Here is a 23,584-nt window from a genome sequence, read left to right as displayed (position 1 = left end):
TGATGCGGGGATACAGCCAGCATGCCAAAGGCAGTTCTTGGTCTTGACACTTGCATATGGTTGACCATATAATTAATATTAAATGGTTGCGGAAAGCGAAAAGTTGGTTAAAGTAAAGTCAACACCACACGCAAAATATCAGATAGCCTACCACTTCGTTTGGATACCTAAATACAGAAAAGAAATCCTGAGAGGAGAAATCAAGGAGTTCTTAGAAAACCTTTTTAAGGGGATAGCTCAGGAATACCGCTTTGAGATTTTAGCCATGGAGATAATGCCTGACCATATACACCTTTTTGTTTCAGCTCCCCCTAAATACAGTCCATCCAACATAGCTAAAATTTTCAAGGGAGTTTCCGCTAAGAAGCTCTTTCAGAGATTCCCACAGCTACGTAAAGAGTACTGGAAAAACCATCTCTGGGCACCTTCCTACTATGTAGGCACCGTCGGACAGGTTTCAGCGGAAACTATCAGGAGGTATATTGAAGAATGTCAAAATCTCTAAGATGTATCACCATATCCTTAAACGACCTTCCCGAAGAGTACAGGATTGTCCTCGGGTATCTTACCTACCACTCGGGCAAGCTCTACAACCAGGCTCTCTACTTTCTAAAAAACAAACTCGCCAAGGTTAATATGTTTGACCTCTACAGCAAGCTAAACTCCTCAATCCACCTCAAAGCCCTCCAGTCAAGAACGGCCCAGATAGTCTTAGATGAGCTTGTAAGAGCCTACAAAAACTGGTTTGAGTTCCTCAAAAACCCTCAGAAGTTCAAAGGAAAAAAGATAAAAACTCCCAAATTCAGGCCCAAGAGAAAACCCCACAGAACCTTAACTTACGACAGGACAGGCTTTAAGGTGATAGGCACTAAAGTGAGGCTGAGTCTCTCTAAGGAGCTAAGAAGGTGGCTCAGAGAAAAGCACAACATACACGTCAAATACCTCTGGATAGAAACAGGGCTTGAACTGAGAGAGGAGCTCGTGAAGAATATTCAGATTGTTCCGAAAGGGACTGGATATGAGCTTCACATAATCTACGAGCATAAAATAGAAAACAGGGAGTATTCAGGAAACAAGGTAATGGTAATAGACCCAAACTCAGGAAACTTCATGGTGATAGCAATAGAAGGGATAAAGACTCCTTACATAATAGACGGAAAAGGACTGAAGAGCCTGCTCAGGAAGTATTTAAAGAAGATAGCAAAGCTTCAGAGCTTAAAAGACAATCTCAAGAACAAGGGACTTCCCTACCACAGGGTGGAAGAGAGGATAAGCAAGCTCTGGGTGAAGATAAAGAGGCTTTTAAGATACTACGCTCATACGGTATCAAATCTGATACTTGAGCTTGCAATCAAGCACGGAGTGAAAGAAATCTACATAGGAGATGCGGTGAAGAATAAGAACAAAGAAAGCAAACTGAACTCGGTGGCGGACCAGATATGGAGCCTGCTTCCACACGGTAAAGTGAAAAAGTATCTGGAGTATAAAGCTCTGGAATACGGTATAAGTGTGGATTACATAGATGAGAGCTACACTTCAGGGGTGGACTCCACGCTCTTTTGTGGAGTTAGCAAAGAAAACTACACCCCTGAAGGAAGGATAAAGAGAGGACTTTTCAGAACCTCTCTTGGACTTTTGAATGCTGATGTTAATGCTGTGAGGAACTATCTTAAGAAGCTCGGAAAGTTTGACCTTGAAACCGCTTTGGGAAGACCTGTGAGGCTGAGGGTATTTTACAAGCTAAAGGGAAGTAGCTCCGCTATACCGCTGTATTGTGGTATGGGCAGGAGTAGGGGCGGTGTGAACCCGCCCGTGGTGGTAAGGAACGCGTTAAGCGTTCAAACCTACCACGAAGCTCCGCATCTTTGATGTGGGGTAGTTCACGAATATAGCAAAACTTTAATAACTTATAGCGTTATAAAAAAGTCTTATACCTTCATTTGTTGATAAGGATTATCATTTATAGTCAGCATGAGACAAATAGTCCACTTAGTTATCTATCTACTGTTGATATCAGGTGTTGGGTTCCCTCGGTGGTGGTTTAGTAAGGCAGACGAAGGCTTGAGGCAGGCAAAGGAACAAGGAAAGCTGGTGGTCTTTTACTTTCACAGCCAGTACTGTGTGTACTGCAGGCAGGTAGAGGATTTTGTGTTACCTGACGAAGAAGTCACCAAAAAGCTGAAGAACTTCGTGGTGGTCTCCTTAGACATAAATTCGGAGGAAGGTAGGTTCTGGGCCAACCGTCTTGGTGTGTTTGGAACACCCACCTTTGTGGTGTATGATCCCTCGAAAGGCTCCAGAGTGGACCTGCTTTTCGGAAGCAGACCCAAGGAGGATTTTCTCAGGTTTTTCAACAAGGTATGTACAGCCTATCGCATAAAAAACTGTTAGGAGGTTTAAGCCATGGACAGGAGAAGGTTCCTTCTACTTGGTGCGGTCCTGACGGTAGGTATGCTGGTGGGTCCCACCCTGAAACCCAGTTTCGGGGCCTCCAAACTAGAAGAAGAGGTGAAAAAGAGGGTGGGTGTGGACCTGGCCACCATAAAGGAAAGTGGTGATGTAAAACTCACGGTGCCTACCATTGCAGAAAGTGGTGCCAACGTACCGGTCACTGTGGAAACGGATATACCTGCCGACAAGATACAGCATCTTTGGATATTTGTGGACAACAATCCGTTGCCTTGGATCCTGGACGTGAAGGTGACACCTCAAAATGGTAAGTTCTGGTTCTCCACCAGGATAAAGATGGGACAGACATCCAACGTGAGAGCCATCTTTAAACTGGCAGATGGTTCTTACGTTATGGCCACCAAAGAGGTTAAGGTGACCGCAGGCGGTTGCGGTTGACAGGATAAACATACCAATAAATCCCGTTTAGGAGGTTTTATCATGAGTGTAGGGACTGCCATACTGCGTGTGCCAAAAGAGGCCAAGAAAGGCGAAACAGTAAAGGTACAGATGGTCATCACTCACCCTATGACGGTGCCCAGAAGGGATCCTCAAACAGGTAAGGAGGAACCTGGTCATTATCTCACCAAAATGGTACTTTACTACAACGACAAAGAGGTGTCTGTGGTCAACATGGCGCAAGGTGTGGCCGCAAACCCCTACTTTGGTATCAGCCTTAGGGTGGATGAGTCAGGTGTGGTAAAGGTAGTGTATGAGGACAACATGGGAGGAAAGTGGGAAAAGACCGCCGAGATAAAGGTGGTCTGAGGAGGCAAAAACATGAGGGGTAAAGTACTGACGGGGTTGGTGGGGCTTATGCTGGCAGGTTCTATGATGGCATCGAGCCAGGACCTTTCTCCAGAGGAGGAAATCAAGCAGGTACAGGAGTTCAACAAGCTGATGGCGGAAGGTATAAATCCAGGAGAGATATGGGCGGAGATGGGAAAGGAAGCCTTCAAGAAGTACAATCTAGACAAATGTGACTTTGGTCTGGGACCGGGCAAGATAGAGGGTGCTTTGGCACAGCTCCCCAGATACTTTCCCGACGCAGGAAAGGTGATGGATCTAGAGACACGGATAGGTTGGTGTCTTCAGAAGTACGCCAACATGAAGCCAGAAGAGGTTAAAAAGTTCGTCATGCAGTGCTGGGGTAAGAGCCAGTGTATGGGAGAATACGACGCCATAGTCATGTACATATCCATGGCCTCCAACGGACAACCCATAAAGGTTAACCTCAAGGATCCACATGTCAAAAGAATGTACGAAATAGGCAAGAGGATCTTTTACGCCAGAGTGGGACCTTGGGACTTTAACTGTGCTACTTGTCATGCGGGAACTAAGGTGAGCACCATAAGGGCTACCGTCCTGTGGAGTATGGACAGGGGAGAGGTAGGTAAGGCTGTTTCCATATTTCCCAAATACCTTGTCAGATGGTACCAGCCTATGACCATGCATTACAGGTACGCTGAGTGCATGAGACAGATGAGGTGGCCTACCTTTGAGCCTCACTCAGACCTTGGGGTGGCTCTCTCCACATTCCTCTACGGTAGCGCCAACGGTACACCTATAAAGGTACCCGGAATAGGGAGGTGAAACCATGAAAAGGGCTGGTTTTATCCTAACGGTTCTTTTGGTGGGAATGGGCTTAGGGCAGGCACAGACTGACAAACTGGAACAGGAGGCTATGAAGATCCTTAAGGAAGGCTTGGACAAGAATCCCCAGTTTGCATGGAAACTTCAACAGGACGAATCCCAGAGGATATGCTCCCGTTATCCTTCAAGGGAGAAGATGCCTGCGAAGGAGATACAGAAGGTCATGGAGCTTAACGCCAAGGCTATCCAGTACCCTCAGTGGGGAATATACTGGGGTGATTGGAAAGAGGGTCAGAAGATAGTGGATTCACCAAGGGGAGGAAGGTACGCCACTTACGGTTTTTCTGACAAACCTACCGACAAAGGTGGCAACTGTTATGCTTGTCATCTTATAGAGAAAGGAAAACCTGGAGGCACTATGGGCCCATCTCTGACAGGTTACGGAAAACGTTACGGTATAACAAAGGAGAACATGAACACACCTGAGACTATAGAGAAGCAGAAGACGGTCTACAACATAGTCTACAACTCTTGGTCTGTTTTCCCCTGTTCTGCTATGCCACGGTTTGGATACCACGGTGTTCTTTCGCCTGAGGATGTTATGAATGTGGTGACCTTCCTTCTGCATCCTGATTCACCCGTCAACAAGTAAGGGGGTTAAGATATGCATCTCACGAGGCGTGATTTCCTTGAACTGGCTATAGTGACAGGAGCTTTTCTTACAGCAGATCCGGTAACCACTTTGGCCAAGATGACAGAAAAGGACCTTCTGTCTTTCAAATCTGTGGGAAATGTGACACTTCTCTTCACCACCGACCTGCACGCTCACCTGAAGCCTCTATACTTTGCAGAACCTGCCAACTTAGTACCACCTAAACCTCTGGAAGGTATACCCGGATACGTTACGGGAAAGGACTTTCTCAGGATGTACAGGATAGCCCCCAACAGTCTGGAGGCTTATTTCGGTAGCTGTGTTAACTTTGTGGAACTGGCCCACAAGTTCGGTAAGATGGGTGGAGCAGCTCACATAACCACCATCATCAAACAGGTTATAGCGGAGCGTGGAAGGGACAAAGTGTTGATTTTGGACGGAGGAGACACGTGGGTCACAACAGCCATTGGGCTCTTCACAGAAGGCAAGGCGGTGGTGGACTGGATGAACTACACAGGGTACGACCTCATGGTGGGCCACTGGGACTTTACCTTAGGTAAGGAAAAGTTTCTCCAGAGGGTTAAGGAGTTTAAAGGAGAGTTCATATCTCAGAACGTGGTGGATGCGGACTTTGGTGACCTCATCTTCAAACCCTACTCCATCAGAGAAGTGGGCGGTGTTAAGGTGGGTGTAATAGGGAACTCCTTCCCCTTCACGCCCATAGCCAATCCCAGGGAGTTTGTGGAAGGCTGGAGCTTCGGTGTTCGTGAGGAGCAACTTCAGAAGTTTGTAAACGAACTGAGAGAAAAACATAAGGTGGATCTGGTAGTACTTCTCTCCCACGACGGCCTACCTCTGGACATAGCCTTGGCCAAGAAGGTGAAAGGTATAGACATCATCATCTCCGGACATACTCACGACGTGACACCCCTACCTTACTTTGTGGGTAACACTATGATCGTCATTGCGGGTTCCCATGGGAAGTATGTAGGAAGACTGGATCTGGATGTGAAGGACGGAAAGATACGCCAGTACCGTTTCAAACTTTATCCAGTGGCCTCTAACCTCATACCTGCTGACAGAGGAGCAGAAGAACTGGTTAGGAAGGCTTACGCACCTTACGAAAAGAAACTTTCGGAAGTTATAGGAGTGGCCCACACACTCCTCTACAAGAGAGATACTTTCTTCAGCACATGGGACAGGCTGGTGGGTGAGGCTATCGCTGACCACTACCACGGTGTAGATATAGTTACATCACCCGGCTACAGGTGGGGTACCACCATACTACCTGGACAGAAAATCACGGTGGAGCATGTCTATGACTTTACAGCCATAACTTATCCCAACGTATATATACTAAAGAGGACGGGAGAACAGCTTCTGGCCCTCTGGGAAGACGTAGCGGACAACGTCTTCAATCCCGATCCTTTCTACCAACAAGGTGGAGACATGTCCAGACTCTATAACGTAGAGTATGAGATAGAAATAAACGCACCTCAGGGTAAACGCATCAAGCGTGTTTGGGTCAAAGGAAAAGAGTTGGATCCTAAGAGGGAGTATTTGGTGGCGGTCTACGGTGGTCCTACCCCACCACCTGAGATACGGGTGCCGGATGCAAAACCTGTACCTGTTTATCAAATACTCATAGATTACATACGTAAGAAGAGGGACATACACGTGGATCCAAGACCCAACGTGAGGGTACTGGATGCCAAGTACGTACCTCCTTATCAGTGCTATGGAGGAAAAAGGGCATGAGTTGGCTCCTTCTCCTGTTGGTGTGGATCGGTCTATCCTTCTCCTTGGATCCTGTGAAGGTAATGTACCTGGACCACAGGCTAAGAGAGAAGGATTTTGAGAAAGCTGTGAAGCTGGTAAAGAACCGTATGGAAGAAGAAGGTCTGAAGGTAGCGAGGGTCCTCAAAGTTTCCGATGCTATAAGATCTAGAGGTGTTAAGGACTTCCCCCATTACTACATCCTCTTCGGTTGCACATCACCACAGGTAAGTGATCTACTGGTAAAAGCTCCAGCCCTCAGCAACCTCCTACCTTGCAGTGTGGCCCTCTACCAAGGACAGAGTGGTGCTCTTCATGCCACCATCCTCAACCCATACCCCTTTCTGATAAAGTACGCAGATAGGCTCTCAAAGGAAGAAAGGGCGTGGGTTCTGTCCACCTACAGTAAGCTCAATGGACTCCTCAACTCCCTCAGTGTGAGACCTGTGAGGATGACAAAGATAAAGCCTCTCAAAGAGGATCTGGTGAAGGAGACAGTTGTGAACTTGGGATACGATGATGTGAAGATGTTGTTGAAATCTTCCTTAGACGGTGTGAACATGAATGTGCTGGACGTTATGGACATGAGGGAGAAAACCCCGAGATTCTCCATATTTCTCACATGTAATCTCAGCTACGGAGAGGTCATATTGAAAAGGGTACCCCAGTTTGGTACGCTGGCACCGTGCAGGGTGTACACCTACGAAAAGGATAACGGTAGCACCGTTATAGGTTACGTAAATATCCCCCTTCTTATCAAAATCTACAGGAAGCATCTCATGGAGGATCAGGCTAAGATCTTTGAAAAGGCAGATGAGGACATAGAAAAGGCTATAAGGGAAGTGGCCGGTTCTAACTGAATATCCTCACCACTCTGTAGAAGGTGTCCCTCTCCACGGGCACCTTCCCCGCCTCCTTTATGAGCCTCACCAGTTTATCACGAGAATGACCATAGGCAGATGTCGTTCCTGCCGAGTGTACTATCTTCTCCTCTTCTATAGTTCCGTCTATGTCGTCCGCACCCATGTTGAGGGCCACCTGAGCCACGCGTTCTCCTAACGTGACCCAGTAAGCTTTTATGTGGGGGAAGTTGTCGAGAAACAATCTGGAGACAGCGATAGTCATAAGATCATCCACAGAAGAGGTTCTACTACCACCCAACCGTGTTCCTTCGGGCCAGTAAGCCAGAGGGATGAAAACCTGGAACCCTCCTGTCTCATCCTGTAGCTCTCGGAGTTTCAGCATATGCTCTACCCTCTCCTCGTATGTCTCCACGTGACCGTAAAGCATGGTGGCGTTGGTGGGTATACCCAGTTTGTGAGCTACCCTGTGCACCTGAAGATACTCCTCGCCAGAAGCTTTGTAAGGAGCTATTATCCTTCTAACCCTCTCAGAGAAGATCTCTGCACCACCGCCGGGCAAAGCGTCCAACCCGGCATCTTTCAACATCCTAAGTATCTCTTCATAGCTCTTTTTAGAGATCTTGGCCATGTGGTGTATCTCCACAGCTGTCCAGGCCTTCACCACCATGTCAGGAAACCTTTTCTTTATCTCCTTCACAATGCCTACATAATGATCCAAAGTCCAGTGGGGTGGTATGCCACCCACTACGTGCACCTCTCTCCCACCCTGAAGGTATGTCTCTTCTACCTTCCTCAGGATTTCCTCAAGGGTCAGTTCATAAGCCCTGGGGTCAGACTTGGTCACACCAAAGGCGCAGAAACTACACTGATAGAGACACACGTTGGTGGGATTTATCTGGCGATTCACCACAAAATAAGCGTACTGGCCATTACGTTGACGGTTGACCCACTCGGCCAGCATACCCACGTAGGTCAGCTGACCGGATCGAAACAGATAAAGCCCGTCCTCAGCAGACAGCCTCTCTCCTTTGAGTACTTTCTCTCCTATCTGCCTCAGGCGAGTGTCCCTTTGACGTTCTATGACTCTGTAAACATCCATGACCATATATTTTAAACCTCACCCTTGATGAAGCAGAAGTTTTTGTGTATAATAGTAGGTCTTGTGAGGTGAGAGGCCATGATACCCAGACAGGCTTACTGCAACGTAGCTGATAACTCGGGAGCCAAGAAAGTTCAGGTCATAGGTATACCTTACGCACCTAGGAAGTATGCCACCTTAGGTGACGTGGTGACGGTTACCGTAAAGGAGGCCACACCCCACAGCCCTGCCAAGAAGGGTAACATATACAGGGCGGTGGTGGTGAGAACTAAAAAGGAAGTGAGGAGACCAGACGGTAGTTATATAAAGTTCGATGACAACGCTGTGGTTCTCCTCAACCAGTACGGTGAACCTCTAGGTACACGTATACTAGGTCCCATAGCCCGTGAGGTTAGAAACAGAGGTTTTACCAAACTGGCTTCTCTCGCTCCGGAGGTGGTGTGATGGCGTGGAAGTTGAGGAAGGGTGACACTGTAGTGGTTCTGAGAGGCAGAGAGAGGGGAAAGGTAGGTAAGATAATAAGGGTTCTTCGTGAGGAAGGGAGAGTGATTGTGGAGGGTGTGAACCTGGTCAAAAAGCACGTGAAGGCTATACCCAACGTGAGAGAGGGAGGTATCTTTGAAGTGGAAGCCCCCCTTCACATCAGCAACGTGATGCTGGTATGTCCTAAATGTAATAAACCTACACGAGTGGGTTTCAGAATAGTACAGGAAGGCGGTACCCTACGCAAGTATAGGTACTGCAAAAAGTGTAACGAGAACATAGATGTAGTAAGGGAAAAGGCTGTAAAGGAGAGGGTTGAAGCATGAGTGTAGAGACCAAGTACGTCCCCAGACTATACATCAAGTACAGGGAAGAGGTGGTTCCCAGGCTCATTCAGAGGTTTGGCTACAAGAACCCCATGGAAGTGCCTAAACTGGTCAAGATAGTGGTTAACATGGGTGTGGGTGAAGCTGTTAAGGACATAAAGTTTCTGGAAAGGGCTATGGAAGATCTCAGAGCCATAACAGGTCAGCAACCCGCCGTAAGAAGAGCCAGAAAGTCGGAAGCAGGATTCAAGCTGAGAAAAGGCATGCCCGTGGGTCTCAAGGTTACACTGAGAAAGGCGAGGATGTGGGACTTCTTAGATAAGTTGATATCGGTGGCTCTCCCGAGGGTTAAAGACTTTAAGGGACTCAATCCCAGATCCTTTGATGGAAGAGGTAACTACGCTTTTGGTATAAGCGAACAGATAGTGTTTCCGGAAATAGATTACGATAAGGTAGATGCCATAAGGGGTATGGACATCATCATCCATACCACCGCTAAGACGGACGAGGAGGCTCTTTGGCTCCTCTCTCTTTTAGGACTACCTATAAGATCTGTGTGAGGAGGATGATATGGCCAGAAAGGCTAAGGTAGCGAAGGATATCAAGCACTTCCCTAAGTACAAGGTGAGACAGAAAAACAGGTGTCCTCTCTGTGGAAGACCGAGGGGTTTTATAAGGTACTTCGGTATGTGTAGGTTGTGTTTTAGAGAGCTCGCCCTGAAGGGTGAGCTTCCCGGTGTCAGAAAGGCAAGCTGGTAAGGAGGTGTGAAAATGGATCCAGTGGCAGATATGTTCTCCGCCATAAAGAACGCCATACTGAGAAAGAAGGATTACGTGGATGTTCCCTCCTCCAAACTGAAGGAAGCTATACTGGATGTGCTTAAGAGAGAAGGTTACATAAGAGACTGGGAACGCTTGCAGGATCCACAACACACCAAAGGTACTCAGTACACTCTCCGTATATACCTCAAGTACGCAGATCCCAGAAAGCAAAAACCCGTGATACAGGAGATCAAGAAGATCTCCAAACCTGGCAGAAGGATATACGTACCTAAACATCGTATACCTTACGTGAGGAAAGGTCTCGGGATAGCCATACTCTCCACCGATGCCGGTGTTTTGACCGATCACGAAGCCCGCAAACTGGGCAAGGGTGGAGAGCTTATAGCTTACGTGTGGTGAGGTGCTACCATGTCCAGGATAGGAAAGAAACCCATAGAGATACCTCAGAACGTTAAGGTAAATTTAGAAGGTAACAAACTAACTGTGGAAGGCCCAAAGGGGAAACTCTCTTTAGACGTCCACCCTGATATAACGGTAAAGTTGGAGGATGGCCACATAAAACTGGAAAGACCTTCCGATGCACCCTTCCACAGGGCTATACACGGTACCATGGGTGCCCTTATCAGGAACATGATAAAGGGGGTCACAGAGGGATACACGGTGGTTCTGGAGGTGGTAGGTCTGGGTTACAGGGCTGCTGTGAAGGGCAACACGTTGGAGCTGAACTTAGGATACTCCCATCCGGTGCTGTATCAGATACCACCCGATGTAAAGATAGAGGTGAAGGAAAACAAGATATACGTGAGCGGTATAGACAAACAAAGGGTTGGGCAGGTGGCTGCTGAGATAAGGAGCTTCAGAAAACCTGATCCTTACAAAGGCAAAGGTATAAGGTACGAAGGTGAAGTACTCAAACTCAAACCGGGTAAAGCGGCTGGTAAAGGTAAGAAGTGAGGAGGTAAAGCATGGCTAAGTTGACGAGACATGAAAGGAGAGAAAGAAGACACAAGAGGATAAGGAAGAAGGTTTTTGGTACTCCGGAAAGGCCTCGCCTATGTGTTTACAGAAGTCTCAACGCCTTTTATGCACAGATAATAGACGATACTACCGGTCACGTGCTGGTGAGTGCATCCTCCATAGACGGAGAGTTTGTGGAGATGTTCGGTAAGAGAGGAGGGAAGTCTATAGAGGATGCCAAAAAGGTGGCAGAACTTCTGGTGAAGAGGGCCAAAGAGAAGGGTATAACAAAGGTGGTTTTTGACAGAGGAGGCTTCCTGTATCACGGTAAGATAAAGGCCTTTGCCGATAGGTGTAGAGAGTTGGGTCTTCAATTCTAAGGAGGTGTGAGATGGGTGGTGTGTCTATTGAGAAACTGATAGACGAGAAGAGGAAGGAACAGAACATAGCAGAGCTGGAAGATCAACTCCAGCTGGAGGAGAGGTTGATATACGCCAAGAGAACCACGAGGGTGACCAAGGGAGGAAAGCGCTTTTCCTTCAGTGCTCTTGTTATAGTAGGTGACAGGAGAGGCTTTGTGGGCTTCGGCCTAGGTAAAGCCAGAGAAGTTCCCATAGCCATAGCCAAAGCTATAGAGGATGGTAAAAAGCACATCATAAGGGTTCCTATAGTGGATGGTACTGTACCCCACGACGTGATAGGGCATTACGGTCCTACCATGGTTAAGGTGCTTCCCGCAAGGCGTGGAACAGGTATAGTAGCAGGTGGTGCTGCAAAGCCCATTTTTGAGCTGGCAGGATACACAGATGTTCTCACCAAGATCTTGGGAAGCACCAACCCCAACAACGTGGTGAGGGCCGTCTTTGACGCTCTTCTCAAGCTGAGGTCATTGGAGGAAGTAGCCGCTATAAGGGGTATAGATCCTGATGAGCTGAGAAAAAGATATCGTCTGTACGCGAGGGTAGCGCCATGGGCAGGTTGAAGATAACTCTCATAAGAGGTCTTGCCGGTAAACCCGAGAAGCACATAAAGGCTGTAAGAAGCTTAGGGTTAAAGAAGGTGGGGCAGTGGGTTGTTCTTCCCGACAACCCTATGGTGAGAGGTAACATAAAGGTGGCCCATTACATGCTTAAAGTGGAGGAGGTAAAAGATGAAACTGCATGAACTTTCTCCCCATCCAGGTGCTACCAAGGAGAGAAAGAGGGTAGGCAGAGGTATAGGTTCTGGTCACGGGAAAACCTGCGGAAGGGGTCACAAAGGTCAGAAAAGTAGATCCGGAGACAGGAAGATGCCATCTTGGTTCGAAGGTGGCCAAACACCTCTCCACAAGAGAATCCCTAAGAGGGGCTTCAACAGTCCCAACAGGGTAGAGTACGCTGTGGTGAACGTATCCACTCTTGACAGGTACTTTAAGGATGGTGACAAGGTTACACCTGACGTGCTCCGTGAGAGGGGCATAGTGAAGGGGAAAAAACCCGTGAAGATACTAGGTGAAGGAAGCATAACCAAGAAACTTACGGTGGTAGCCCACGCTTTCTCTAACTCCGCCAAAGAGAAAATCGAAGCCGCAGGTGGAACCTGCGAGGTAATAAAGTGCTAGATTACCTGAAACAGGCCCTCAGTCTGGAGGATTTTAGAAAGAGGCTTGTATACACTCTCTTTATGTTAGCCATTTACAGACTCGGCAGTCACATTCCTCTGCCGGGTGTAGATACCTCTGCTCTTGAGGAATTCTTTAAAAGCTTTCAGGGAACCATATTCTACCTCTACGACATATTCTCAGGTGGTAACTTGGCTCGCATGACCTTGTTCGCCTTGGGGGTTATGCCCTACATCTCCGCATCTATAATGATGCAGTTGTTGACGGTGTCTATACCGGAACTGCAACGCCTTGCTAAAGAAGAGGGTGATTACGGAAGGTATAAGATAAACCAATACACACGGTATCTTACCATACTGGTAGCTTTCGTACAGTCAATGGGTGTTGCCCTCTGGCTGCAGGGGCAAGCGTCTCCCAAAGGGACGCCTATAGTACCTGAGGGAGGACCTCTCTTTGTGGTCACCACTGTGGTTACCCTCGTGGCCTCCACCATGTTCTTAGTATGGGTGGGGGATAGGATAACGGAGAAGGGAATAGGAAACGGCATGTCTATCCTCATCTTCGCCGGTATAGTAGCTGGCTTTCCCAACGCCGTCATCAGAATGTATCAGATGCTGAGCTCGGGAGACATAACACCCTTTAAGGTACTGGGAGCCATCATCTTTGTCATAGGTGTTGTAGTTTTTACCGTCTTCATACAGGAGGCAGAGAGGAGGATACCTATACAGTATCCCCGTAGACAGGTGGGTAGACAGGAAGTGGTGGGAGGATCCACGTACTTACCCATAAAGATAAACCCTGCAGGTGTTATACCCATCATCTTTGCTCAATCTCTTCTCATAATCCCCTCTACGGTACTGGGTTTCATAAAACATCCCATAGCACAGGCCCTTCACGACGCTTTCAATCCTGCCAGCTTCCTGTATAACTTTCTGTATGTTCTCTTTATAATCTTCTTCACCTACTTCTACACCGCTGTTCTCATAAACCCGGCAGAGGTAGCTGACAACCTGCGCCGCGCCGGTGCCTTTGTACCAGGTATCAGACCGGGTCAAGACACCCAAAGGCTACTGGAAGGTATCATCAACAGACTGGCCTTTGTAGGATCTATCTTTTTGAGTGTGGTAGCTACAGTTCCTGTATTTGTAAGCATATGGCTGAAGGTACCCTTCTACTTTGGTGGAACAACAGCCCTGATAGTAGTAGGCGTAGCTCTGGACACCATCAACAAGATAGAGGCTAGTCTCCTTCAGAGGAAGTACACTCATTACAGGAGGCGTGTAAGATGATACTGGTGTTCCTTGGTCCCCCAGGTGCGGGTAAAGGTACACAGGCCAAAAGATTGGTGGAGGAGAGACGGTTCGTGCATCTCGCAACAGGTGATCTCCTTAGATCTGCTGTCAGAAACATGACACCTCTGGGCATGAAAGCTAAAGAGTACATGGACAGGGGTGATCTTGTACCCGACCAACTGGTTATCCAGATGATAGAGGAGGCCCTTCCCCAAGAAGGTGATGTTATACTGGACGGCTTTCCTAGAACCATACCACAAGCCCAGGCGCTGGAAAACATGCTCTCCTCTCATGGGAAAAAAGTAGATAAGGTCATATTCTTTGATGTGGAAGACAGTGTGCTGATAGAGAGGTTAACAGGAAGGCGAGTGTGTCCTAACTGTGGAGCGGTGTACCACATAAAGTACAACCCACCCAAAGAAGATGAGATATGTGACAGATGTGGTACCAAATTGATACAGAGGGAAGATGACAGAGAAGATACAGTACGCAGAAGGTTGGAGGTGTACAGAACCCAAACAGCTCCCCTCGTTGACTTCTACCAAAAGAGGAATAAACTTATTATCTTGGATGCATCAAAACCACAGGATGAGGTTTACGCCTCTATCTTAAAGGCTATAGAGGATGAAAGTTGAGCTGTACTCTTTCAAAGAAATAGAGAAGATAAAGCGTGCCTGTGATGTAGTGGTGGACGTTTTGGAAGAAGTTGCTTCTCACGTAAAGCCCGGTATATCTACGGAGGAACTGGACAGAATAGCTCTAGATACTGTAAGAAGGTTGGGGGCAAAACCTGCCTTCCTTCACTATAAGCCACCCTTCAGTAAAGTGGCCTATCCTGCATCCCTCTGTGTATCTGTGAACCAAGCGGTTGTACACGGTCTTCCCAAGAAGGAGATAGTGCTGAAGGAAGGTGACATAGTCAGTCTAGATTTTGGTGCTGTGCTGGATGGTTACGCCGGGGACTCAGCTATCACTGTCCCGGTAGGTCATATAGAAGAAGATAAAAGAAGGTTGCTGATGGCCACGTTAGAAGCTTTGGAGGAAGCTGTTAAAGCTTGCTGGCCGGGTAACTGGGTGTCAGACATAACCCAAGCTATCTACAGAACTGCCCAGAAATGGGGAGTATATCCGTGCAAAGGCTTAGGAGGGCACGGTATAGGAAGGCGTGTGCACGAGGCACCCTTTGTGCCTAATCATCCTGAGGATGCTCGTTACGAGAAAGATACAAAACTGAGACGTGGGATGGTGTTGGCCATAGAACCTATGCTAGCTCTCGGGACAGCTGACACCATCCACGACGGTGACGGTTGGACCGTCGTCACCGCCGATGGCAGTCCATCCGCCCACTTTGAGTATGTGGTGGCTATCACGGGAGAAGGTCCATTAGTTTTAACCCAATTTAAAAGATACAACCTAAAGGAGGTATTTGATGGGAAAGAAGAAAGACCAAGAACAGTTTAAGGAGAAGGGGATAGTCTTAGAGGGGACGGTAGAAGAGGCACTTCCTAACGCCATGTTCCGTGTGAGGCTAGACACGGGGCATCAGGTGCTGGCCCACGTGTCTGGTAAGATGAGAGTGAACTTCATAAGAATACTTCCCGGTGATAGGGTAAAGGTGGAACTCTCACCCTATGACCTTACGAGGGGAAGGATCATATACAGAGAGTCGTGAACCTGTGATATAATACTAATTTCTTAGGAGGAGTGGTATGAAGGTGAAACCTTCCGTGAAACCTATATGTGCTAAATGTAGGGTCATAAGGAGAAAGGGCAGAGTGATGGTGATCTGCGAGAATCCCAAGCATAAGCAGAGACAAGGAAACTGAGGAGGTAGTGTGATGGCCAGGATAGCGGGTGTAGATCTTCCGGATCATAAGAAGTTGGAGGTTGCCCTCACTTATCTCTACGGTATAGGTTGGTCCAGGGCAAGGGAGATATGCGAAAAAACAGGTATACCTTGTACCAAGAGACTGGGAGAACTAACACCCGATGAGCTTAACACCATACGTAAGTTCATAGAGCAAAACTACAAGGTGGAAGGTGATCTCAGAAGAGAGGTGCAGCTCAACATAAAGAGACTTATGGATATGGGATGTTACAGAGGCTTGAGACACGCCAGAGGGCTGCCTGTCAGAGGTCAACAGACGAGAACCAACGCCAGGACGAGGAAAGGTAAGAGAAAAACCGTCGGTGGTACTAAGAAGAAGGTGGTGAAGTGATGGGTGTCCAAATGGCGCCTGCCGGGTCTCTGGACACCCATAAAGGGCGCGTTACAAATAGCCCGGCACCGGGTCCTAGGGTGGGCTCGGATACACAAGGACGATATGGCTAAAAAGCAAAAGAGAACGGTAACACAAGGTATAGTACATATACTGAGCACCTTCAACAATACCATAGTGACTATAACGGACATGCAGGGTAACACCCTTGTATGGGAAAGCGGGGGAACCGTCGGCTTCAAGGGAACAAGGAAGAGCACTCCTTACGCGGCTCAGCTAGCAGCTCAGAAGGCCGCCAAAAGAGCTATGCAAGAGTACGGACTTCAGGAGGTGGAGGTTAGAGTAAAGGGAGCAGGAGCAGGTAGAGAATCGGCCCTGCGGGCCATATTCGCCTCCGGGTTAAAGGTAAAGGTTATAAGAGACGTTACCCCTATACCCCACAACGGGTGTAGACCACCTGCCAAAAGGAGGGTTTGACGTATGGGTAGGTACATAGGTCCCTGGTCCAGAATAGACAGAAGGTTCGGAGTGGTAGTGTCTGGAAGAAAAAGTGCAGCCCGTATACTGGCTAAAAGGAACTTTCCACCAGGTCAACACGGAAGAGTCAAAGGTAGGAGAAGGAAGCTAACAGAGTACGGCATACGTCTTATGGAAAAGCAGAAACTCAAGTTCCTCTACGGTGGTATAAGGGAGAAGCAGTTCAAGAAATACTTTGACATGGCATCCAAATCTAAGGGCAACACAGGACAGGTGTTGTTACAGCTCCTTGAAAGGAGATTGGACAACGTGGTGTACAGGCTGGGGATTGCTTGTACCAGGAGACAGGCCAGGCAGTTTGTGGCTCACGGTCATATACTGGTTAACGGGAAAAAAGTAAACATACCTTCCTACCTGGTGGAGCCGGGAGATGTGATAGAGGTGAAACCCTCCTCCAGAGACATACCTCAGATAATAGAGAACTTGGAGAATATGGATCCTCGCAGTGTTCCACCGTGGTTGGAGCTGGATAAGGAGAACTTCAGAGGAAAGGTGCTGGACTATCCTAAGGACATACAGCTGGAGATACCCATAAACCTCCAGTACGTTATAGAGTTCTACTCAAGAGTATGACGGAGGTTTTGGCTGGGGAAATAGCGCCTGCCGGGTATCTCCCCAGCCTAGAGGGCGCTATACAAATAGCCCGGCACCCAAGCTGTCACTTAACAGCTTGGGTAGATAGGTGAATCTTTATGCTGAGGGAGTTTGTGTATCCGTCGAAGGTTTACTGGGAAGAGAAGACTAAAACCTACGGAAGGTTCGTGGTAGAGCCTCTGGAGAGAGGGTTTGGTATCACGGTAGGTAACGCCTTAAGGAGAACGTTACTCTCATCTATAGAGGGAACGGCCATAACGGGGGTTAAGGTATACGGAGCCTATCACGAATTTTCCACCGTGGAGGGTGTTCTGGAAGACGTGCTGGAAATAATAGCCAACCTTAAGAGGGTTAGGTTCAGACTGAGAGAATCCCATGTGGAGATCCTTTACCTGAAGAAACGTGGTGAGGGTGAAGTTTATGCGAGGGACATAATTCTACCACCCTCCGTAGACCTCATAACTCCCGATGTCAAGATAGCCACCATAACTTCTCCCGATACGGAACTGCACATAGAGATAAGGGTGGAGAGAGGTTTTGGATATGTACCTACAGAGGAGATGGAATCCTTTGGGGAAGTGGGATGGATACTGGTGGACGCCGACTTTTCTCCCGTCAGACACGTCTCTTATAGGGTAGAAAAGACAAGGGTGGAGAGGCGGAGCGATTACGATAGGCTCATCATGGAGATAAGGACAGATGGCAGCAAAACTCCAGAAGAAGTAGTGAAAGAAGCTGTGCAGATATTACTGAGAAACTTCTCTTCTCTTGAGAACATAGCCCAAGAAATTCCCTTTGTGGCAGAGGAGCCGGTAGTGGTGGACGAACTTATGGAGAAGTTGTCTCTTCCTATAGAAGAGCTGGATATCTCCCAAAGGTCCCTTAACTCTCTCAAGAGAATAGGTATCAACACTTTAGGTGAATTGGTGAGACTTACGGAAGAAGATCTCAAGAGCACCAAGAACGTGGGTAGGAAGGCTATAAACGAGATAAAGGAGGCTCTTAAACAGATGGGACTTTACCTTGGTATGGATATAGAGAGCAGGAGGTGATAGTATGAGGCACAGAGTTAAGAAAAAACACTTTGATAGGAAGAAAGAACAAAGATTGGCTCTTTACAGATCACTGGCGAGGGCTCTGATACTGGAGGAGAGAATAGAAACCTCCCTTCAGAGAGCTAAGGCGGTAAGATCCTTTGTGGAGAAATTGGTGACTCTTGCCAAAAAGGGTGATCTGGCCTCACGGAGGAGAGCTCTGGCACTTCTTCCTGATAAACAGGCTGTTAGAAAACTCTTTGAGGAGATAGCACCCAGATATGAGGGAAGAAACGGAGGATACACACGTATTATCAAGCTTCCCCACAGAAGGATAGGAGACGGCTGTGAACTGGCTATTCTGGAATTGGTGGAGGCATGAGGGGTATCTTATCTCTTTTGCTGAACGCTCTGATTCTTATCACCCTCTTTCACGCGGTAGGATCCTGGATACCTACAGTAAGGGAGAGTAACATCTACAGAAAGGTGGACGGGATCCTCTCACCTCTTTTGAATCCCATAAGATCTGTGATTAAACCAGTAGGTGGCTTGGACTTTTCCCCCGCTGTGCTTATCTTGATTTTGTATCTTATAAAGCAGCTCCTCAAAGTTTGAGGCTGGATGTATACCTTGTAGAGAAAGGGTTAGCCCCCACCAGAGAGAAGGCCCAGGCCCTTATAATGGCGGGTATGGTGACGGTGGACGGAAGGGTTGTGGATAAACCTGGATTCCGTCTTAAGGGTACCGAAAAAGTGGAGCTCAAAGAAGGTCTCAGGTACGTATCTAGGGGAGGTTACAAACTGGAGTATGCTTTGGAAAGGTTTCAGCTGGATGTAAAGGGTATGGTAGCCCTTGATGTGGGTTCTTCTACAGGCGGTTTCACCCACTGCTTATTACAGAGAGGGGTAGAAAGAGTCTATGCCGTGGACGTGGGAAGAGGACAGATGGATTACCTTCTGAGACAGGACCCAAGGGTTATTCTTTACGAAGAGACAGATGCCAGAGAACTTACAGAGGAACATATTCCCGAAAAAGTGGATCTAATAACGGTGGATGTTTCCTTCATATCTGCCACAAAGGTTCTACCTCACGTGGTGAGGTTTCTCAAAGAGGATGGCTTTCTTCTCCTTTTGGTAAAACCTCAGTTTGAGCTTGATCCCTCCAGACTGAGGAAGGGTATTGTGAAGAAGGAGGAGGATAAGGTGGAGGCCATCCTGAAAGTGTCCCAGACCCTTAAGGATCTGGGTTTTTATCCGCTAGGTATCATCAAGGCGAAGCCCAAGGGAGCCAAAGGAAACGAAGAGTTCTTTCTTTTAGCCAAAAGAACAGAAGGTACATGGGATGGCTGGGAGGAAAAGGTAAAGCATGCTGTCAAGGAGATTGTTTGAAGGGACTACCGTGAGAGGCATACCAGGACTGTATCCTCTCACTATGGAGAACCTAATGCGTCTCGGGTTAGCCCTCTGCGCTCTGTTACGTATAGAGGAGCTAGAGCCGGTCTTGGTGTTAGAAGATCTGAACTTTCTCACTATGAGTGTGGCCGTAGGTTTCATGGGTGGTGGAGGGGACGTCAAGGTGGGTGAAGGGGAAGGTAGGCTGTTTCTACGACATAGGAAAGAGGGAGAAGAAGACATACTCATCTTTGAAGGTTTAAAGGAGGAGGACACAAGAAAACTGGAGATGATCCTCTTCGGTAGATATAATATTCCACGTAAAGAGGGTAAGGAGATAGGAAGGTTATGGATACGAGGGAGGATGCTCTGAAGCTGGCTCAGGAAACCATAAAGCTCCTTTTGGAGTGTGGAACCAACATTGACGAGCTGTATCGTAGATTCAGAGAGCTGAGGCTTCTTGAGGACACCTTATCTTTTCAGACAGCCCTTCTACATGTAGAACACGCCTTTTTCATGCTGGTGCAGTCCACCAACATCCTGAAGGAGCAGTTGAAACTTCTGGAAGTAGCTGCCAAAAAAGGAGAGATTCAGTAATGGCGGTAAAAGTACTACTTCTCGACAAGGAGAGAAGGATCTTTCAGGTGTTGGCGGATATGTTCAACGTCACCACCCACCAGCTGCTGATAGCCTTAGACGAGGGCAAGGCTAAGGAACTTATAGAGATAGCTCAGCCAGATATACTGCTGCTGAGAGACAAGGACCTTCCCTTCTGGTTAACATTGGTGAAGGAAGGCATACTTACATTGCCCATCTTCTTGGTAGAGAGTTACGACGATGCCGATAAGATAAAGGAACTGGGCTTTAGAGACATAAATGTTGTGGTTTTACCCTTTAACCCTCTGGAGTTTTTAAGCCAGATAGGTATACTGGGTAAATATACAATAGAGCCGCACCATTTATCTCTTTTTGGGCCTCTTAACCTCCTTCTGAAGTTCATCACCAAGAAACGTTCGGGGTGTATACTCCTGGAAGGTGCGGAAAGATGTACGGTGGAGGTAAAGGAAGGCGTGTTGAGAGGAACATCTTGCGGTGTTGAAACTTTAAAGAAACTCCTAAGAGAGGAAAATGTAGAGGTAAGGATAGAGTCTTACACAGGAACAGAGTTAAGCCACTACTTTAAAGGTAACAGGGATCTGATCCTTCTCTTGACGGAGGAGACACCAGAGGTAACCCCAGCGGTGGTAAAGTTACAGGTGGAGGAAGAAGATCTAGCCCAGCCGGTGGAGTTGGAGGAGAACCTTCTGTGGGTAGGTACTGTGGACACGTACGGTCTCCTTCATAGGAACGTGTATCTCAGAATTTACGAAGGGAATGGTGTGAGACTCCCCATCTTGATAGGTTCCTGTTCACCGCAGGAGTATCCTCATGTAAGATCAAAGGTGGAACAGGTGGTGGGTACCTTGGGTGCGTTGAAGGCTTTCGTGGTTTTGGGAGCTTCTATGGAAGAACTCTCCGGTGTTGTGAACTTTCTGCAAAGCAGCACAAGGCTCAGCATCATCACCAGCAGCCATTTGGCCAGGGTCCTTAACTCCATGGGAGTCCCCTATGCCCGTGTGAGAACTGTTGAGAGTTTCCATAAGGGCAAGCTTAGACTGGCTACGGGACACACTGTAACTTTCATTCCTGCGCCTTTCATGCCCCTTAAGGGAAGTTTAGCCCTTTACGAAGAGGACACAAAGATCCTTTTCTCACCAGCTTTCCTTTCCTCCTTAACACTGCCCAAAGAGTTCTCGCCTAAGGGTGATGCTAAATACGAAGACCTTTACCTCTTCTACAGTCTTTACATATGCAGTCACCACACCTTTGAAAACTTTATACAGAGACTGTACTCTCTCGATCCTGTAAAGGTCCTTCCTGCCTTTGGCAACCCCGTACAGAAAGATCCTATCCAGATGGCGGAGGACCTTCTGCACCACCGACTGCCTACCAACGTGTATCAGGAAGATGTGGTGGAGTTTCTTCAGAGTCTGACGGAGCTATTGAAGGAGAGGATGGCTCCTGAGGAGTATCAGGTTTTTGTAGATGAACTGTCTCAGTACCCTCTTAGTCCTGAAGGTTTACTGTACTCCCTTATAAAAGTGAGAGCAAATCCATCTCATCTAAAGTACGTTCTGGAGGAGATGCTGAAGCTGGGCATACTACCCTCTACCATATGAGGGGTTTGCCTATTCTGTCCCACCTTGGGTTTAAAAGCGCCAGAAGTATCTGGCGTATGCCGGTGAGGGCATTGACATCGGTGGAGTTAAGAGGTGGTACTTCACCGGAGAAATAAATGACAAAAACTTTACCTACTATGTTCTCTCTGGGAAGAAGACCCCAGTATCTGCTGTCCTCACTGTTATCTCTGTTGTCACCCATTACAAAGTAGAAACCGTCAGGTATAGTGATGGGGCCAAAGTCCATGCGGGGAAAAGGTGGATCTTCATAGAACTGCACTATGTGTGTCACTCCGTTGGGCAAGGTTTCTTCATACTTAAGGACTGGGGAACCCATATCGTTTCCCCTACCTACAAAACGCATGGGTACCGGCTTACCGTTTATGTACAGCTGAGTACCCCTTATCTCCACCGTGTCTCCCGGAACACCTACTATGCGTTTTACAAAATCTATGCTGGGATCTTTGGGCCAGTGAAAAACCACTATATCGCCCCTTCTTGGCTCTGAGAACCTGTAAACTAGCTTGTTGACCAGTATGAAATCTCCCACAAGGAGGGTGGGCTGCATAGATCCCGAAGGTATGTTGTAGGCTTGCGCCACGAAAGTCCTTATAAAGAGGACTACCAGAAGGATAATCACAAGTTCCTTTAACCAACCGGGTGGCTTCATAGATCTACCATTTTACCACAGAAGTTCTTCTGCTTCTCAGCTGTCCACACGCTCCAAAGACTTGGACACCTTTGCTGAATCTCACGAAGGTGGATATACCGTTATCCCACAGGATCTTCTGAAAACGATACACCCTCTCCAAGGGTGGTCTACGGTAGGGCAGCTCGGGATCTGGGTTATAAGGTATGAGGTTTACCTTAAACTTTTTGGGGTTTCCCTTAAGAAGTTGGGCGAGTTGCAGGGCATGCTCAGGTTCGTCGTTGACCTTCTCTATCAGGACATACTCCAGCATAATCCTTCTGTCGGGGGGGTATGGGTACTGGTAGAGTACCTCCATAAGCTCGTGGAGAGGGTTGGTCTTGGATATGGGCATTATCCTCTCTCTTAGCTCCTGAGAAGGTGCGTTTATAGAAACCGCCAAGTTCAGTTCTCTCATGACGGGATCTTGGGCCATTTTCTTGAGCTGACTTATTATACCGCTGGTGGACACACTAACCCTCCTCTTGGAGAGATCTAATCCCCACGGACTTATCATTACCTTTACCGCCTTACGTACGTTCTCATAGTTGGCTAAGGGCTCACCCATTCCCATGAAGACCACGTTCCTTATGCGCTGAGGAGAGTCCTTCTGTACTTGTATAAACTGGTCTATTATCTCTTCGGTCCTCAGGTTTCTCAAGAGACCATCCCTAGCTGTGGCACAGAAGCTACAACCTACCGCACACCCCACCTGAGAGGACACGCATAGGGTGAGATGATCCCTCTCTTTTATGAGCACTGTCTCCACGGTATGGCCGTCTTCCGTTTTGAAAAGGTACTTTACCGAATCTGGAGCTTCCACCTTATCTATCATCTGCAAGGTGTGAAAGGAGAAACGTTCTGCCAGAACCTGTCTGTCCCTCTTAGAGATGTTGGTCATGAGGCTAAAGTCTGTCACCCCCTTCTTATAAACCCAGTTGAGGATCTGATCGGCTCTGTAACGCTCCAGTCCCAGAGAGACTACCTCTTCTCTCAGTTCCTCCAAAGTGTATCCCAGTATAACCGTCAT

General features: G+C 47.7%; 37 protein-coding genes. 34 read left to right on the top strand and 3 right to left on the bottom strand.

Annotated features, from left to right (window positions below):
- The first annotated feature begins 82 nt into the window (after positions 1-82).
- From tnpA to THAL_RS08300, 9 genes are all read left to right on the top strand, one after another.
- On the top strand, positions 83-505 hold the full coding sequence (gene tnpA, locus THAL_RS03880; protein ID WP_012991809.1) for an IS200/IS605 family transposase: 423 nt from the start codon (positions 83-85) through the stop codon (positions 503-505).
- A complete protein-coding gene (locus THAL_RS03875) occupies positions 490-1,869 on the top strand; it encodes an RNA-guided endonuclease InsQ/TnpB family protein (RefSeq protein ID WP_012991808.1) in 1,380 nt (459 codons plus the stop codon). Before tnpA ends, THAL_RS03875 begins: the two co-directional genes overlap by 16 nt.
- Positions 1,870-1,971: 102 nt before the next feature.
- Entirely contained in the window at positions 1,972-2,391 is a 420-nt protein-coding gene (locus THAL_RS03870) for a thioredoxin family protein (RefSeq protein ID WP_012991807.1), read from the top strand.
- A 12-nt stretch (positions 2,392-2,403) separates the two neighbouring features.
- On the top strand, positions 2,404-2,847 hold the full coding sequence (soxY, locus tag THAL_RS03865; protein WP_012991806.1) for a thiosulfate oxidation carrier protein SoxY: 444 nt from the start codon (positions 2,404-2,406) through the stop codon (positions 2,845-2,847).
- A 42-nt stretch (positions 2,848-2,889) separates the two neighbouring features.
- Positions 2,890-3,216: a thiosulfate oxidation carrier complex protein SoxZ gene (gene soxZ / locus THAL_RS03860; RefSeq protein ID WP_012991805.1), complete on the top strand. Its 327-nt coding sequence runs from the start codon at positions 2,890-2,892 to the stop codon at positions 3,214-3,216.
- Between the two features lie 12 nt (positions 3,217-3,228).
- Positions 3,229-4,041, top strand: a complete 813-nt coding sequence (soxA, locus tag THAL_RS03855) for a sulfur oxidation c-type cytochrome SoxA (RefSeq protein WP_012991804.1) — start codon at positions 3,229-3,231, stop codon at positions 4,039-4,041.
- A gap of 4 nt (positions 4,042-4,045) precedes the next feature.
- Positions 4,046-4,693, top strand: coding sequence for a sulfur oxidation c-type cytochrome SoxX (gene soxX, locus THAL_RS03850; protein WP_012991803.1), 648 nt, complete (start codon positions 4,046-4,048; stop codon positions 4,691-4,693).
- A gap of 12 nt (positions 4,694-4,705) precedes the next feature.
- Positions 4,706-6,451 (top strand): thiosulfohydrolase SoxB, encoded by a 1,746-nt coding sequence (soxB, locus tag THAL_RS03845; protein ID WP_012991802.1) that lies wholly within the window; start codon positions 4,706-4,708, stop codon positions 6,449-6,451.
- On the top strand, positions 6,448-7,329 hold the full coding sequence (locus THAL_RS08300; RefSeq protein WP_012991801.1) for a DUF302 domain-containing protein: 882 nt from the start codon (positions 6,448-6,450) through the stop codon (positions 7,327-7,329). The genes soxB and THAL_RS08300 overlap by 4 nt, the downstream gene beginning before the upstream one ends.
- Here the strand turns inward: THAL_RS08300 and mqnE are convergent.
- Positions 7,322-8,431, bottom strand: a complete 1,110-nt coding sequence (gene mqnE / locus THAL_RS03835) for an aminofutalosine synthase MqnE (protein WP_012991800.1) — start codon at positions 8,429-8,431, stop codon at positions 7,322-7,324. The two genes, THAL_RS08300 and mqnE, sit on opposite strands and share 8 nt — an antisense overlap.
- 78 nt (positions 8,432-8,509) lie before the next feature.
- Between mqnE and rplN the strand changes: the two genes are divergently transcribed.
- The 25 genes from rplN to THAL_RS03710 all read left to right on the top strand — a co-directional run bounded on the left by rplN (position 8,510) and on the right by THAL_RS03710 (position 21,866).
- Entirely contained in the window at positions 8,510-8,875 is a 366-nt protein-coding gene (gene rplN, locus THAL_RS03830) for a 50S ribosomal protein L14 (RefSeq protein WP_012991799.1), read from the top strand.
- Positions 8,875-9,240: a 50S ribosomal protein L24 gene (gene rplX, locus THAL_RS03825; RefSeq protein WP_012991798.1), complete on the top strand. Its 366-nt coding sequence runs from the start codon at positions 8,875-8,877 to the stop codon at positions 9,238-9,240. Before rplN ends, rplX begins: the two co-directional genes overlap by 1 nt.
- Positions 9,237-9,800 (top strand): 50S ribosomal protein L5, encoded by a 564-nt coding sequence (gene rplE / locus THAL_RS03820; RefSeq protein WP_012991797.1) that lies wholly within the window; start codon positions 9,237-9,239, stop codon positions 9,798-9,800. The genes rplX and rplE overlap by 4 nt, the downstream gene beginning before the upstream one ends.
- Positions 9,801-9,810: 10 nt before the next feature.
- A complete protein-coding gene (locus tag THAL_RS03815; RefSeq protein ID WP_012991796.1) occupies positions 9,811-9,999 on the top strand; it encodes a type Z 30S ribosomal protein S14 in 189 nt (62 codons plus the stop codon).
- Between the two features lie 6 nt (positions 10,000-10,005).
- Positions 10,006-10,422 (top strand): 30S ribosomal protein S8, encoded by a 417-nt coding sequence (gene rpsH, locus THAL_RS03810; protein ID WP_174248488.1) that lies wholly within the window; start codon positions 10,006-10,008, stop codon positions 10,420-10,422.
- A gap of 9 nt (positions 10,423-10,431) precedes the next feature.
- Complete coding sequence (gene rplF, locus THAL_RS03805) at positions 10,432-10,977, top strand: 50S ribosomal protein L6 (RefSeq protein ID WP_012991794.1); 546 nt, start codon at positions 10,432-10,434, stop codon at positions 10,975-10,977.
- Between the two features lie 11 nt (positions 10,978-10,988).
- Entirely contained in the window at positions 10,989-11,360 is a 372-nt protein-coding gene (gene rplR, locus THAL_RS03800; RefSeq protein ID WP_012991793.1) for a 50S ribosomal protein L18, read from the top strand.
- Positions 11,361-11,371: 11 nt separating this feature from the next.
- Positions 11,372-11,962, top strand: coding sequence for a 30S ribosomal protein S5 (gene rpsE / locus THAL_RS03795; RefSeq protein ID WP_012991792.1), 591 nt, complete (start codon positions 11,372-11,374; stop codon positions 11,960-11,962).
- Positions 11,950-12,144 carry a 50S ribosomal protein L30 gene (rpmD, locus tag THAL_RS03790; RefSeq protein ID WP_012991791.1) on the top strand — a complete coding sequence of 65 codons (195 nt, stop codon included), beginning with the start codon at positions 11,950-11,952 and terminating at the stop codon, positions 12,142-12,144. Before rpsE ends, rpmD begins: the two co-directional genes overlap by 13 nt.
- Positions 12,131-12,580 carry a 50S ribosomal protein L15 gene (gene rplO / locus THAL_RS03785; RefSeq protein ID WP_012991790.1) on the top strand — a complete coding sequence of 150 codons (450 nt, stop codon included), beginning with the start codon at positions 12,131-12,133 and terminating at the stop codon, positions 12,578-12,580. Before rpmD ends, rplO begins: the two co-directional genes overlap by 14 nt.
- Positions 12,574-13,869 (top strand): preprotein translocase subunit SecY, encoded by a 1,296-nt coding sequence (secY, locus tag THAL_RS03780; protein ID WP_012991789.1) that lies wholly within the window; start codon positions 12,574-12,576, stop codon positions 13,867-13,869. Before rplO ends, secY begins: the two co-directional genes overlap by 7 nt.
- Entirely contained in the window at positions 13,866-14,507 is a 642-nt protein-coding gene (locus THAL_RS03775) for an adenylate kinase (protein WP_012991788.1), read from the top strand. Before secY ends, THAL_RS03775 begins: the two co-directional genes overlap by 4 nt.
- The gene (map, locus tag THAL_RS03770) at positions 14,497-15,333 is read left to right on the top strand and encodes a type I methionyl aminopeptidase (protein ID WP_012991787.1); all 837 of its coding nucleotides are present in this window, start codon (positions 14,497-14,499) and stop codon (positions 15,331-15,333) included. The genes THAL_RS03775 and map overlap by 11 nt, the downstream gene beginning before the upstream one ends.
- The gene (gene infA / locus THAL_RS03765; protein WP_012991786.1) at positions 15,302-15,544 is read left to right on the top strand and encodes a translation initiation factor IF-1; all 243 of its coding nucleotides are present in this window, start codon (positions 15,302-15,304) and stop codon (positions 15,542-15,544) included. Before map ends, infA begins: the two co-directional genes overlap by 32 nt.
- Positions 15,545-15,581: 37 nt before the next feature.
- On the top strand, positions 15,582-15,698 hold the full coding sequence (rpmJ, locus tag THAL_RS03760; protein WP_012991785.1) for a 50S ribosomal protein L36: 117 nt from the start codon (positions 15,582-15,584) through the stop codon (positions 15,696-15,698).
- A gap of 12 nt (positions 15,699-15,710) precedes the next feature.
- Entirely contained in the window at positions 15,711-16,091 is a 381-nt protein-coding gene (gene rpsM, locus THAL_RS03755) for a 30S ribosomal protein S13 (RefSeq protein WP_012991784.1), read from the top strand.
- A gap of 105 nt (positions 16,092-16,196) precedes the next feature.
- On the top strand, positions 16,197-16,568 hold the full coding sequence (gene rpsK, locus THAL_RS03750; protein ID WP_012991783.1) for a 30S ribosomal protein S11: 372 nt from the start codon (positions 16,197-16,199) through the stop codon (positions 16,566-16,568).
- 3 nt (positions 16,569-16,571) lie between these two features.
- The gene (gene rpsD, locus THAL_RS03745) at positions 16,572-17,201 is read left to right on the top strand and encodes a 30S ribosomal protein S4 (protein ID WP_012991782.1); all 630 of its coding nucleotides are present in this window, start codon (positions 16,572-16,574) and stop codon (positions 17,199-17,201) included.
- Positions 17,202-17,320: 119 nt separating this feature from the next.
- The gene (locus THAL_RS03740; RefSeq protein WP_012991781.1) at positions 17,321-18,274 is read left to right on the top strand and encodes a DNA-directed RNA polymerase subunit alpha; all 954 of its coding nucleotides are present in this window, start codon (positions 17,321-17,323) and stop codon (positions 18,272-18,274) included.
- Positions 18,275-18,278: 4 nt separating this feature from the next.
- Positions 18,279-18,638 (top strand): 50S ribosomal protein L17, encoded by a 360-nt coding sequence (rplQ, locus tag THAL_RS03735; protein ID WP_012991780.1) that lies wholly within the window; start codon positions 18,279-18,281, stop codon positions 18,636-18,638.
- Positions 18,635-18,871: a YggT family protein gene (locus THAL_RS03730; protein ID WP_012991779.1), complete on the top strand. Its 237-nt coding sequence runs from the start codon at positions 18,635-18,637 to the stop codon at positions 18,869-18,871. The genes rplQ and THAL_RS03730 overlap by 4 nt, the downstream gene beginning before the upstream one ends.
- On the top strand, positions 18,868-19,644 hold the full coding sequence (locus THAL_RS03725) for a TlyA family RNA methyltransferase (RefSeq protein ID WP_012991778.1): 777 nt from the start codon (positions 18,868-18,870) through the stop codon (positions 19,642-19,644). Before THAL_RS03730 ends, THAL_RS03725 begins: the two co-directional genes overlap by 4 nt.
- Complete coding sequence (locus THAL_RS03720) at positions 19,622-20,020, top strand: hypothetical protein (RefSeq protein WP_012991777.1); 399 nt, start codon at positions 19,622-19,624, stop codon at positions 20,018-20,020. Before THAL_RS03725 ends, THAL_RS03720 begins: the two co-directional genes overlap by 23 nt.
- Entirely contained in the window at positions 19,996-20,244 is a 249-nt protein-coding gene (locus THAL_RS03715; RefSeq protein WP_012991776.1) for a hypothetical protein, read from the top strand. Before THAL_RS03720 ends, THAL_RS03715 begins: the two co-directional genes overlap by 25 nt.
- The gene (locus tag THAL_RS03710; protein ID WP_012991775.1) at positions 20,244-21,866 is read left to right on the top strand and encodes an oxygen-binding di-iron domain-containing protein; all 1,623 of its coding nucleotides are present in this window, start codon (positions 20,244-20,246) and stop codon (positions 21,864-21,866) included. Before THAL_RS03715 ends, THAL_RS03710 begins: the two co-directional genes overlap by 1 nt.
- Here THAL_RS03710 and lepB read toward each other — a convergent pair.
- Positions 21,856-22,536 carry a signal peptidase I gene (gene lepB / locus THAL_RS03705; protein WP_012991774.1) on the bottom strand — a complete coding sequence of 227 codons (681 nt, stop codon included), beginning with the start codon at positions 22,534-22,536 and terminating at the stop codon, positions 21,856-21,858. The two genes, THAL_RS03710 and lepB, sit on opposite strands and share 11 nt — an antisense overlap.
- Before the next feature lie 4 nt (positions 22,537-22,540).
- Positions 22,541-23,584, bottom strand: coding sequence for a dual-specificity RNA methyltransferase RlmN (gene rlmN / locus THAL_RS03700; RefSeq protein WP_012991773.1), 1,044 nt, complete (start codon positions 23,582-23,584; stop codon positions 22,541-22,543).

This window comes from Thermocrinis albus DSM 14484, from assembly GCF_000025605.1.
Taxonomy (GTDB): domain Bacteria; phylum Aquificota; class Aquificia; order Aquificales; family Aquificaceae; genus Thermocrinis; species Thermocrinis albus.
This window is presented reverse-complemented; position numbering and strand designations above follow the sequence as displayed.